Origin of the sequence: Herbidospora sp. NBRC 101105, assembly GCF_030269205.1 — a bacterium.
GTDB lineage: Bacteria > Actinomycetota > Actinomycetes > Streptosporangiales > Streptosporangiaceae > Herbidospora > Herbidospora solisilvae.
On sequence record NZ_BSSX01000001.1, the window covers coordinates 1,309,453 to 1,322,073 of the forward strand.

Annotated in this window: 9 protein-coding genes; all 9 read right to left on the reverse strand. The window is 67.5% G+C overall.

The genetic code is table 11. The features are described 5' to 3' along the window. Positions 1-46: 46 nt before the first annotated feature. Positions 47-643 (reverse strand): hypothetical protein, encoded by a 597-nt coding sequence (locus QSK34_RS05835; RefSeq protein ID WP_285580760.1) that lies wholly within the window; start codon positions 641-643, stop codon positions 47-49. Next, positions 640-1,038: a hypothetical protein gene (locus QSK34_RS05840; RefSeq protein ID WP_285580762.1), complete on the reverse strand. Its 399-nt coding sequence runs from the start codon at positions 1,036-1,038 to the stop codon at positions 640-642. Before QSK34_RS05840 ends, QSK34_RS05835 begins: the two co-directional genes overlap by 4 nt. Then, positions 1,035-5,801: an HD domain-containing protein gene (locus QSK34_RS05845; protein ID WP_285580764.1), complete on the reverse strand. Its 4,767-nt coding sequence runs from the start codon at positions 5,799-5,801 to the stop codon at positions 1,035-1,037. The genes QSK34_RS05840 and QSK34_RS05845 overlap by 4 nt, the downstream gene beginning before the upstream one ends. A 103-nt stretch (positions 5,802-5,904) precedes the next feature. Beyond that, a complete protein-coding gene (locus QSK34_RS05850; RefSeq protein WP_161478206.1) occupies positions 5,905-6,924 on the reverse strand; it encodes a LacI family DNA-binding transcriptional regulator in 1,020 nt (339 codons plus the stop codon). 27 nt (positions 6,925-6,951) lie between these two features. Then, on the reverse strand, positions 6,952-8,388 hold the full coding sequence (locus QSK34_RS05855; protein WP_285580767.1) for a GH1 family beta-glucosidase: 1,437 nt from the start codon (positions 8,386-8,388) through the stop codon (positions 6,952-6,954). Further along, positions 8,385-9,278, reverse strand: coding sequence for a carbohydrate ABC transporter permease (locus tag QSK34_RS05860; protein ID WP_161478204.1), 894 nt, complete (start codon positions 9,276-9,278; stop codon positions 8,385-8,387). Before QSK34_RS05860 ends, QSK34_RS05855 begins: the two co-directional genes overlap by 4 nt. Next, on the reverse strand, positions 9,275-10,249 hold the full coding sequence (locus QSK34_RS05865; protein WP_161478203.1) for a carbohydrate ABC transporter permease: 975 nt from the start codon (positions 10,247-10,249) through the stop codon (positions 9,275-9,277). The genes QSK34_RS05860 and QSK34_RS05865 overlap by 4 nt, the downstream gene beginning before the upstream one ends. A gap of 96 nt (positions 10,250-10,345) precedes the next feature. Continuing rightward, on the reverse strand, positions 10,346-11,686 hold the full coding sequence (locus tag QSK34_RS05870; protein ID WP_161478202.1) for an ABC transporter substrate-binding protein: 1,341 nt from the start codon (positions 11,684-11,686) through the stop codon (positions 10,346-10,348). Positions 11,687-11,967: 281 nt separating this feature from the next. After that, positions 11,968-12,564 (reverse strand): malonic semialdehyde reductase, encoded by a 597-nt coding sequence (locus QSK34_RS05875; protein WP_161478201.1) that lies wholly within the window; start codon positions 12,562-12,564, stop codon positions 11,968-11,970. Positions 12,565-12,621: the final 57 nt, after the last annotated feature.

A 12,621-nucleotide genomic window follows, 5' to 3' on the forward strand; every position in this document is an offset into this window, starting at 1 on the left:
GCGGGCGGCCCGGTTGGGAGAGCCGGGTCGGCCGCTTCACCCGCCGCTAGCAGGACTTCACGGGCTTGATGGCCGACATGGCCGCCAGCCGGATCACCCGGTAGTGCTCGCCGGGCGGCTCCGTCTTGATGATCGTCTCGCCGTCGCCGCTCTGGAGCAGGACGCCGCAGACGACCTCGGCACCCGTGTGAACCATCACCAGGAAGTCCTTGGAGGTCGTGGGGCCGACCCAGGAGAGGCCGACCGCCGTGCTCACGAGGGCCAGCGCGGCGATGGTGAGGGCGCGGGCGCGGCGGATGTGCCGTCCGATGAGCAGGACCTCCCGGCGGGTCCACCTCTGGAGGTCCTCGCCGCTGAGCAGGAGGTCGTCGCCCGGGGTGCCGGACGAGGCGCGGATCGCCGTCAGCGTCGCCGTCACCAGGCCGGCGAGGGCGAGCGCGAGGAACGAGATCACGATCCAGATGTAGGGCGCGGCCAGGTCGGAGACGGTGTCCTTGCCCTTGACGATCAGCACCGCGCCGAGGAGGCCCGTCAGGCCGGCCAGGCCGGTGCGCCAGCTCTCCGCCTGTTTGCGGGCCACCTCCAGTTGCCCGAAACGCAGCTGGTCGGCCCGCTGGGCCCAGCGGCGCAGATCCGCGTTCACGCGTTCTCGCCCAGGTCGGATGAGCCCACGAGTTTCACCCGCCAGAACCCGCCGCAACCCCGGTCCCACGCCTCGGGCGGGCGTTCGGCATGGGTGAAACCGCATTCGCAGAACACCGTGCGGGGGCGTTCGGGGTCCTCCACCGCACGGGCGCTCTTGGCCTCCGGGGCATCGCGACCGGCCAGGCGGGAGAAGACGCCCTTGTGACCGGGCAGGCCGTGCTCCCAGGTGAAGGTGGTTCGGGCACCGCAGCCCGGGCAGATCCCGGTGACCTCCACCCGCTCGTCGGCGACGGTCACGGTGAAGCCGTCGTCCTGGACGCCGTAATCGGCGACGCGGTATTCGATCGAACGGTGTTGTTCGATGATCTCCTCGACCGGGTTCTGGCTGGTCACTGATGGGCCTCCGGAAGGGTGAAGCCGAAGAGCGGGGCGAATCTCCGGAGCCGGGCGCGCACGTCGTCCACTGACTCGTCGAGCTCCTCGGCCGCCCACGTGATGTGGTCATGGGTGACCGTTCCGCGCAAGGCCGGTTCGGCGCCGTCGAGGTATTCGGTCACCACGAGCAGGTCCTGCCACGACACGGTCTCGTCTCCGCAGGCGCCGGCGGGGTAGTCGAGAATCAGGCCGAGGGGTTGCAGGGATGCGAAACGGGCGTGGGTGGTGGCCAGCGTCCATCCGTAGCGCCCGGCGCCCTTGACGAGATGCAGCGGGCCGACCGTCAGGACAGCGGATTCGGTCCCACTGGGCGTGAGAAGTTCGACGTCGTAGTCGTCGGGGAAGGTGTGTGCCAGCGTCTCGCGCTCTTCGCCGGTGGGGTCGATCAGTTCGACTCCGAGCTGTCGGTAAGGATGAAGCTGGTCAAGGAACGAGCCCAGGGAGACTCCGAGGGTTTTCGCTCCCGTCGCGATCTTTCGCGGGCTGGTCGTCAGCCTCGCTCCTTCACGGGACGGCGCCACATTGCTGATCACGGCGTTCAGCTGGCTCGGCGTCGGCCGCAGCCGGAGTTCGGCGGGCGTCAACTCCCCGAATTCCGCGTCGGGGTAGAGCTGGCCAACGAGGTCGCGGGCCTCCTCAAGTGAACTGAAGCTTCTCGCGCCGAGAATCGCCAGTTCGAACGCGTGGAGTGGAGTGGGCGGCCGGACGAACTGGCTGAGTGTGACGGCGTGCGATTGCCTCTGATCCCGCTCCGACCGCAACATGGCGAACATCTGGGTCAGCGTGATCGCATCCGAAGTGTGCAGACTGTCAGTAGGTACAGCGAATCCTCCTCCGTTGAACTCGCTGATGAAGTCGACCAGCTCCTCGGGTGGAGTGAGGTCTGGAAGCGCTGCGACGTCGTCGAGTTCGAGTAGGCCGCACCTCTGAAGGCGTTCGAGTCCGTCGGCGGCCTCGTGAAAGCTGATGCCGGCGGCGCCCGCGACCCGGAGAAGATCTGTCGACTTCAGACGCCGGCCGACCGCGTCGACATACCGCAGGGCGGCGAGTTCCAGTTCGTTGAGATCCGCCGGGTACTTGTCCCGATCCTCCACAGCCAGCCCGAGCGGCGCCAGGGAGTCGCACATCCGCAGGATGTGATCGGCGGGTTGTCCGAGGGCGTTGACCCGGGCGGTTATGTCCTGGGGAGAAAGCGGCCGGTCGACCCACGGCGCGACGCCGTCGATGTCGACCGAGATGAGCCGAACATCCTCCGGAGTGCAGACATGCTTTCCGACGGTCCGCACATCGACGGCCGGGGGGACCCAGCCCTGAGGTATCACCGAGGCGACGGCCGAGATCACGTCGCCGATAGAGATGTTCAGCGCAGCCGAGGCTTTGGCCAGCCGGGCGATGCCGTCTGGGTGAGCCGGGCTCCCCGGGCGAGTCCACGCCTGACAGGCGTCCAGCAATTGTGACTCCGTCGCGCTGAGCATCCTCGTGATGGGTGGGACATCGCGGAGGCGCTCCATGCCGAGGCCGCAGATGGCATACCGGCGTAACCGCTTCATCGCCGCCGCGATGGGCATGTCCTCACGCCCGACGATGGAGATCACGGTTGACCTGAACAAGGTGGAAAGACGGTGAGAGGATAGATTCCTCAGGAGGTCGGCGTCGATGGGATCGGGGACGGGATAGCCTGCGGCCCCGTTGTCGATCGCGAACTTGCTGGCGGTCGGCAGCTGGCGGTTCAGGAGAAGTTGCAGGCGGGTCGCCCGCCAGGCCACGCTCCAGGGGGCGTTGTTTACTATGGAACGCCTGTCGACCAGTCCGAGGTCCTTGGGGAAGACTCCGAGTTCTTCGACGGAAACCCTGGTGGCCGCGTATTTTCGGCCCCCGAGAGGAATGGACTTCTTCTCTTTGACCAGATGGTCGAACACCTGTTGTGCGATCGCCGGCTCGTTCGTGGCCAGGTCCCACAACCAGTTCCACGTCAGCCCGCTCCAGGACGCCAGTTCGGGCAGAGATCGGGAGATCTCCTCGGACACCCACTTCTCGTCCCACTCGCGGAGTGCGCGGCGATCCACTGTGAAGGTCGGTTTCTGCTTCCCGTGGAGATTCGCGACCACGCCGAAGATATCCTGGTCAGTGACGATGCCGTCGGCGGCCAAGCCCCCGGTTTCGGACACCCACCACAGATCGTTGGTGGCCCTGAACGAATCCTCCCCGCGATAGTGGAGGTCGTTCTCCTCCCAGACCTCTGCAGCGAGGTCCTGTTCGGCCACGTCGACGCGATACTCAGCGATCCATAGGAGAGCACGCAGCGTCTGGGTGACCGACACCTTCTCGTCGCCGGTGAGGTACAGCTTGACGCGGGTGCCGCCGTGCGGGATGTGGTCCGACGACGTGATCTGGAAGAGGCTGCCGCTGCTGGCGATGCTGACGCTGTAGGCGTGCGGCGCCACGATCCCGTTCCTGCCGACTGGGCGTGTCACCACCGAGATCTCGTCGGCCAGCATGAAATAGCTGAAGACGCCGACGCCGAACTGGCTGTTGAAGACCGCGTCGATCGGCGGCTGGAGATCCTGCCAGTCAGCCTGTTCGGCCCGGTACTCCTGCCGGTAGACGAACCGCTCGCCGGCGTTCGCGAACACGTGTTTCAAGGTGTCGACGTCCATGCCGACGCCGTTGTCCTCGCAGAGGATGTACTCGCGGCCGTCGGCGTCGGTGCCCTGTTCGAACTTGATCCGTCCCGTCCACGGATCGGGGTTGCGGCCGGTGCGGTCGAGGAACTCCCACCTCTTGGCCCGGTAGCGGCAGGCGTCCAGGGCGTTCTGGTAGAGCTCGCGGATGGCCAGGGACGGATCGTTGTAGAGCTGTCGTCCCATGAGCAGCTCTCTGATCTTGTCTTCCGAGAGCCGGAAGCGGGCCACGGGGGTCTCGTAGAGCGGTGTGCCGTCCTTCCGCTGCTCGGGCCGGAATCCCCTCTTGGTGATCTGAGCCGGGATCGTCTGCCGTAACTCGGGCGACGTGGCCAGCTGCCGGACGCTCCGCAACGCGGTGCCCGCCCGCTGGACGACGTCTTCGATGCCCAGATAGAGCGCCGGGTTGTCGCAGATCATGCGGAGGTCGAGGGCGTCGCCCGTGCGCCGCCACTCCATCCGGTCGACCGCCGCGGTGATCGCGGTCAGCGGCAGCTCCAGCCGGGTGCCGATGTGGTCGGCGATGACGGTCGGCATGCGCCGGGGGTCGGCGGCCAGGATTCCGGCTACCCAGAGATGGGAGGCGAAGCCGCGCGAGCGGTCGTCGACATAGACGTGCCGCAGCAGGTCGGCGAGCTGGTGGTCGACCGGGTCGGCGCCGACCGCGCGGATCAGCGCCTCCATCAGGTTCGGCAGTTCACCGGACGACGCGGACACGTCGCAGTGTTCGAGGAGCCCGGCGCCGCGCCGGTACGCGTTCTCGGCCGCGGGGCTGCGCCAGATCGCCGGCCGGGCGCCCAGCCACTGGTGCACCAGCCACATGGCCAGGGAGTTCCGGGATACCGTGTCGCCGCGTTTGTCGAGACCTTCTGCCCTCCGGACGACGTGCGGATACAATTCGTACGTCGTCTCCAGGTCGCTTCTCGGCCCCGGCTGGTAGGTGCGCCGGAACATCGTCGGCTGGATGCCCGCCGCGGTCCGGATGCCCTCCGCGAAGACGCTTTCGCGGAGGAACGGCGCCACGATCAGCACCGCCACCTCGGGCGCGGTCAGCGGGATGAGCGGCCCGAGAAGCTGGTCGAGAACGGCCAGGACCCTGACGGGATAGTTCGGGTCGGACCATGAGTCCTCGATCGTGGTTCTCTCCGACAGATGGTTCCGGGCGGAGCCGCAGTGGCGGGCGCATTCGTCGACGATCTCCAGGACCGTTCCGCGAATGAGGTTCGCCGCCAGCGGCGCGTCCTGCACGCGGTCCCAGAGTCTGGCCTCTTCCGCGGCGCGGCGCCAGGTCTGCGTGAGCTGGTCGCCGTCGCAGATGGTGATGTGCGCGCCTGGCAGGTCGGCGCCCAGGTGATGGGGCTCGGGCTCCTGCTGCCTCTCCTCGATCTGGCCAGCGCTGCGCCGCATCTGCTTCGTGACCTCGGTCAGCACCTGCTCGAAGGTCCGGGCGGGATGGCGCCGGTCCATCGCCTGCGCGAGCGCCTGGGTGAAGAAGCTCCCCGACTCCCCGAACAGGCACCGCTGGCCGGCCGTGCACCCCGTGACCACCACGAAGTCGCCGTGGGGAAGCGCCGGAAGCAGCTTTCCGCGGGGTGGCGCGCCGAAGGACTCGTTGGGCGTGTCCCGGCAGGCGTCCACGAAGAACAGGACGAGACGCGCCCTGCATTCCGCGATGTTCAAGGGAACCAGCGGCACCAGGCTCTCGGGATCGGGCGTGGGGGAGTCGGGGTCGCAGTAGGCGTCGCTCGGGACCAGGAAGTCGTCACCGTCGATGGTCACACCGTGGCCGGAGAAGTAAAGAAGGAGGACGCTGTCTTGCGGTGCGTCGGCACAGGCCCGCTTGATCTGTGACTTTATGCGGCTCCCAGTCGGCTCATTTCCGGATTCGTCGACACCAAAGGTGCGAACATCCCCATAACCGGATTCGCGAAGTACGTTTTCCATCATTCGGACATCGGTGCGGACGACCGATCCGATGTCGCTGAACTGGGGATCGTCGCACCGAGGCACACCTAGAAGCAGGGCCCGCCGCTCAGTCAAGACCACCTCCGATGTACTCGGTGATCCCGACATCGTGCCATGCGGACGATATGAAGGGGAAACGTAGCCGGAATTCTACGTTTCTCCTTCATATGTGGAAATCTCAGGTCGACGCCCTGATCACCAGGTGGGTGTCGAGGATGACGACCGGCTGCTCCAGCGGCTCGCCGTTGATGCGGGCGACGAGGAGCTGCACCATCTGCCGGCCCATCGCCTCGGTCGGCTGGTGGACGCTGGTCAGCGGCGGCTCGGTGTGCAGGGCCACCTTCGAGTCCTCGAAGCCGATCAGCGCGACGTCCTGCGGGATCGCGCACCCCCGCTCGCGCAGCACCCGCAGCGCGCCGACCGCCATCGGGTCGGAGGCCGCGAAGACGGCGTCGAGTTCGGGGTGGCGGTCGAGCAGTTCGCGCATCGCCGTCGAGCCGCTCTCCTCGGAGAAGTCTCCGTAGGCGACGCGTTCGGTCAGCCCGGTCGCGAGGAGGGCGTCGCGGTAGCCGGCCAGTCGGTCGACACCCACGCCCATGTCCTGGGGACCGGCGATGGTCGCGATGCGGGTGCGGCCCTTGCCGAGAAGGTACTTGACCGCCTGCCGGGCCCCCGCCCGGTTGTCCATGTCGACGTAGCTGTAGGGGTTGAGCCCCACGGGGCGGCCACCGAGGACGGTGGGCACGCCGAGCTCTTCGAGACGTCCCGGCAGGGGGTCGGCGCCGTGGACCGAGGTCAGCAGGACGCCGTCGACGTGCTGCCCGGTCAGGTAGTGCTCCAGACGGTCGTGTTCGTTGCGGTTCTGGGCCATGCTCAGGATGAGCTGCAGGCCCGTCTCGGCCAGCGCCGACCCGATTCCCCTGATCAGGCCGGCGAAGTAGGGCTCGTCGAACACACGCTGCTCGGATTCCGACACCACCAGCGCGATGGTGTCGGTCCGGTTGGTGACGAGGGTGCGGGCCGCCCGGTTGGGGACGTATCCGAGCTCGTCGATCGCGAGCAGGACGGCGTCGCGGGCCTTCTCGCTCACCTTCGGCGAGCCGTTGATGACCCGTGAAACCGTTCCTCGCCCGACTCCGGCACGCGCGGCGACGGCTTCGAGCGTCGGTCGCGCGACCGACCGGCGGTCCCCGTTCATCAGTCCTGCCCCCTCACCACGTTCACGCTATTGTGCCGGACCCCGGAGGCCCCCGTGCCGGATGGTCTCGGCGTACCAGAGAGCGCTATCTTTCAGGATGCGCGTCTGGGTTGGATAGTCCACGTACACTAGGCCGAATCTCTTGCCATAACCCCACGCCCACTCGAAATTGTCCATGAGCGACCAGGCGAAGTAGCCCTCCAGCGGAACCCCCGCCTCGATGGCCTGGTGGCAGACCCTCAGGTGGGTGTCGATGTAGGCCTGGCGTTCGACGTCGTGGATCGCGCCGTCCTCGGTGACCACGTCGTCGTAGGCGGCGCCGTTCTCTGAAATGTACAGAGGGATGGCGGGGTACTCGTCGCGCAGGCGGGTGAGGACCTCGTACAGGCCGCCGCCGTCGACCTCCCAGCCCATGCCGGTGACCGGACGGCCGCCGTTGACGAAGCCGACGTGCTCGTTGCCGGGCCACGCCGAGCCGGTGTCGGTGGGGGCCGCCGACGCCGACTTGGTGCCGCCCTCGGCGCCGGTGACGGTGAAGCGGCTGTAGTAGTTGATCAGCAGCATGTCGAGCGGGGCAGCGATCAGCTCCAGGTCGCCGTCCTTGATGTACTCCTCCGGCGCGATCAGCGGCGTCAGGTCGTCGAGGACGTCCTGCGGGTAACGGCCGCGCATGATGGCGTCGAGGAAGAAGCGGTTCTGCACGCCGTCGATGCGGCGGGCGGCGTCGCGATCGGCCTCGCTGTCGGTCTGCGGGCTGATCGCGTACAGGTTGACGCAGCCGCCGATCCGGGTGTCGGTGCGCTGGGCCCGCATCGCCTGGACGGCCAGGCCGTGGGCCAGGTTCAGGTGGTGGGCCGCCTTGATCGACTCCGCCGGGACCCGGCGGCCGGGGGCGTGCTCGCCCGAGGAGTAGCCGAGGAACGCCGCGCACCACGGCTCGTTGACCGTGGCCCAGTTGGCGACCCGGTCGCCGAGGGCGCCGTGCACGATGGCGGCGAAGTCCGCGAAGCGCTTCGACAGGTCGCGCGACGGCCACCCGCCGTCGTCTTCCAGGGCCTGGGGCAGGTCCCAGTGGTAGAGCGTCACCCACGGCGAGATGCCGTAGGAGAGCAGCTCGTCGACCAGCCGCTTGTAGAAGTCGAGGCCCTTGGGGTTGACCTCGCCCTTGCCGTCGGGCTGGATGCGGGTCCAGGAGACCGAGAACCGGTAGGCGGTCAGCCCCAGGTCGGCCATCAGCCGCACGTCGTCGCGGTAGCGGTTGTAGTGGTCGATCGCGACCGAGGCGTCGTCGCCCTCGACGACCCGCCCGGGTTGCGCCACGAAGGTGTCCCAGATGGAACGGCCGCGGCCGTCGGCCGTGAGGGCGCCTTCGATCTGGTAGGCCGACGTCGCGCTGCCCCAGACGAAGCCGGTGGGGAAGACCAGACCAGGGGTGTCGATCTGGGTCTCTGTGTTCTGGGTCACTCCTTGACCGCACCTTCCATGAGTCCGCCGATGATCTGGCGGCCGAAAAAGACGAATACCAGCAGAAGAGGAATGATCGACACCGTAGTGCCCGCGAAGATGAGCACGTAGTTGGTCGAGTAACGGTCGTTCAGGGCCCTCAGCGCGACCTGCACGGTCGGATTGTCCGGCGTGAGCACGATGAGAGGCCAGAGGAACTCGTTCCAGATCAGCATGAACGTCTGGATCGCCAGCACCGCCATGCCGGGCCGCACCGCCGGCACCGCGACGTTCCACCAGATGCGCAGGGTGCTCGCGCCGTCGACGCGCGCGGCCTCGACCAGTTCCCTCGGTACGGCCTGGCGCGTGTACTGCGTCATGAGGAACACCCCGAACCCGTTCACGAGGAACGGCAGGATGACCGCCTTGAGGGTGTTCGTCCAGCCCAGCGTCACCATCATCTGGTAGAGCGGCACGATGCCCATCTGCTGGAGCGGCACCATCATGGTCAGCACGACCGACAGCAGCAGCAGGTTGCGGCCCCTGAAGGTGAGCGAGGCGAAGGCGAACCCGGCCAGGGTCGAGATGATCACGATGCCGATCGTCACCGTGCAGGCGATGATGATCGAGTTGATGATGCCCGTCATGAAGTGGGCGTTCTCGGCCTCGAAGACGGCCCTGATGTTCTCGCCCAGGTTGCCGGCCGGCAGCAGCGGCGGCGGCATGCTGTGCGCGTCCTCGTTGGTGCGCGTCGCGATGACGATCATCCAGTAGATCGGGAAGATCGACAGGAAGATGGCCAGGGCGAGGCTCGCCTTGGTCAGGACGGTCGCGCGGAACGGGTCGAGGCGCGAGGTCCCGGCCCCGGCGGTGCGCGGGGCCCGGGGCGCCCGATGTGTGATCGTCGTCATCGTGATCTCCCGATGCCGCGGACGATGGCGAAGTTGATCAACGCGGTGATCATGATGAGCAGGAACAGGATCCAGGCCGCGGCCGCGGCGTAGCCGTACTGGAAGTCCCGGAAGCCCTCCTTGACGATGAACATGGCCACCGTCTGGAACTGGCCCGTCGTGCCGCCGGTCATCAGGCCGGCGCCGAACATCACCGGTTCGGCGAACAGGGTGAAACCGCCGATCGTCGAGACGATGACGGTGAAGATGATCGTGGGCTTGAGCAGCGGGACCGTGATGCCCCAGAACTGGCGGCGCGGCGAGGCGCCGTCGATCGCGGCGGCCTCGTAGAGGTCCTTGGGGATCGTCTGCATCGCGGCCAGGTAGATGATCGCGTTGTAGCCGGTCCAGCGCCAGTCGACCATGGTCGCGATGGCGATCCACGACGACCACTTCTGGTTCTGCCAGTGGATCGGGTCGACCCCGAACCAGCCCAGCACCCAGTTGACGATGCCGTAGTCGCGGCCGTACAGCTGGGTGAAGACCACCGCGACCGCCACCACCGAGGTGATCAGCGGCGCGAGCACGCTCAGCCGCAGCACCAGCCGGCCGCGCAGCTTCTTGTTCAGGGCGTTGGCCAGCAGCAGCGCGAGCACCAGCTGCGGCACCGTCGCGATCAGGAAGATGCCGACGGTGTTGAGCACCGAGTTCCAGAACTTGTCGTCCGCGAGCAGCTCGGTGTAGTTCTCCAGGCCGATGAACGTCTTGTCGCCGGCGAGCTGCCAGTCGTGCAGCGACACCCAGGCGGTGAAGATCAGCGGGAAGATGCCGAAGATCGCGAACAGGATGAAGTAGGGCGAGACGAACAAATAGGGAGTGGCCCGCAGGTCCAGCCAGGACCAGAATCTCCGGCCGCCCGGCGGCCGCGCGTGCCGCCGGGGCCCGGGTGGCACCGTGCGGGTCCGGGAGCCCGCGTCGACGCTGAGGCTCATCGTCAACCTTTCGTGGAAGGAGCGGCCGGGGGGATCCGGCCGCTCAAGTGAGTGACCGGCCCCTCGGTGCAGGGGCCGGTCGGGCACGGCCGGGGGTCAGCCCGCGGCCTTCACGCCCTCCTCCACGAATCGGGTCCAGGCCTCGTCCCACTTGACCGAGCCCTGGTCGGCGCCCACGAGGACCTCTCCGACGGCGGCCTTCACCTGGGCGTGCTTCTCACCGAAGAACACCGGCGAGAGCTGCGCGACCGAGGCGGCGAAGATGGGGCCGCTCGGGGCGTCGTTGAAGTAGGCGTTCTTGGCCTCGGCGACGGCCGGGTCCTGCTGCGCCGGGATGGAGCTCGGGAAGTTGCCGCCCTCCTTGAACGCCGCGACCTGACCCTCCTTCCCGGTCAGGAAGTTGAGGACCTCGGCGGCCTCCTTCGGGTGCTTGCTCTGCGCGGGCACCATCAGCCACGAGCCGCCCCAGTTGCCGGAGCCGCCGGGCACCGCCGCGACGTCCCACTTCTTGGCGTTGCCCTCGCCCGAGGTGCCGGAGATGACGCCGAGCATCCACGACGGGCAGCCCATGGTGGCGAAGCCACCCTTCTGCATGGCCGTGTTCCACTCTTCGCTCCAGGAGCGCAGCTTGGCGGTCAGACCGGCCGTGCTGAGCGACTGGACGTAGTCGAACGCGGCCTTGACGCCCGGGTTCTTGTCGACGATGAGCTGCTGGCTCTTGTCGAAGTAGATCTGGCCGCCGTTCTTGCCGGCCTCCTGGGCCAGCACCGACTCGTAGACGGTGTTGGCGCCGTCGACGAAGCCCGCGTCCGGGACCTTCGCCTTGAACTTCTTGCCGACCTCGAGGTAGTCGTTCCACGTCGGCCAGAGCTTGGAGACCTCGTCGCGGTTGGTCGGCAGACCGGCCTTCTCGAACAGGTCGGTGCGGTAGCACATGGCCATGCCGCCGATGTCGGTGCCGAGGGCGAACAGCTTGCCCTCGGTGTTGACGCCGGTGTCCCACTTGTAGGCGGGGAAGTCGGCCTTACGGCTGTCGAGGCCGTACTGGCCGAGGTCGGCGAAGTACTGCGGGCGGGCGGCCATGAGGCCCATCGCGCCCTCGTCCATGCCGATGATGTCGCCGGCGCCGCTGCCGGCCTCCAGCCACTGGAGGACCTGGGGCAGGTAGGTGTCCTCGAACCGGTCGGTCAGGTTGACGTACTTGACCTGGATGTTCGGGTGCGCGGCGTTCCACTGCGCCACGGCGTCGTCGTAGGCGAAGTTCTCGCCGCCGCCGAAGGTGTTCAGCGTGAGCTCGATCTTCTCGGCAGGGGCCGCGGAGCCGCCCGCGCTGGGTGCCGCTGCGGGTGCCTCATCGCCGCCGCAGGCAGCGGCCGTGAAGGCCAGCGTCCCTGCGGCCACGGCCGCGAGCACACCGCGGCGCGTGTTGTTCATCATTCCGGACCCCTCTCAGGTGGTTCCCGAATCTGTGACAGAAGGTGGGCTCCCGGCCGATCCCCGACTGCTCAGCAGGTTGGGAGCGCTCCCACGAAGAGTCCACTATGGGCAACGCACCCGTCAATATGCCGAAACCTAACTGTTACTCCTGTAACGGTTAGAGGCGTAGAAATGGACATGAACCTACAAAAAGTACATACCCGCAGTTGGGAGCGCTCCCAGTTCATAGAGAACAAAGTGGCCCATCTCACTGCGGAGACGGGCCACTGGTGGGGGAGTGCTCAGACGGTGGTCACGGCCTCGTGGAGGTCGAGGCGGGGGTTGCGGGCGTACCAGGCGTCCGGGCCGGGCCTGCCGATGTTGACCACGGCGAGCACCTCGTGCCCGCCCTCCGGGAAGAACTCCTTCTCCAGGGCGGCCTTGTCGAAGCCGGCCATCGGCCCGGCGGCGAGGCCGTGGGCGCGCACGCCCACGATGAAGTAGCCCACCTGCAGAGCGCCGTTGAACCGCGCCGACTCGACCCGCTGCTCACGGTCGGCGAACACGTCCTTCGCGCCCGGGAAGTGCGGGAACGTCCGCGGCAGGTGCTCGTGGAAGTCCACGTCGGCGGCCAGGATGGCGACGAGCGGGGCGGTGGCCGTCTTCGCCTTGTTCCCCGGTGACATGTGCTCGACGAGTCTGGCCCGCGCTTCGGGAGAACGGACGTAGACGATGCGCAGCGGCTGGGTGTTCATCGCGGTCGGGGCCCACTTGATCAGGTCGTAGATCGCGTGCGCGGTCTCCTCGGAGACGGGCTCGTCGGTGAAGGTGTTGGCCGTCCGTGCGTCGCGGAAGAGCAGGTCCTGGGCCGTGGCGTCGAGGGCGCTCTGGGTTGTCATGGCACTCATGTTGCCCAACAACCTTCTTCCCGTGCAATATCTTCCCGTGCAATCAAA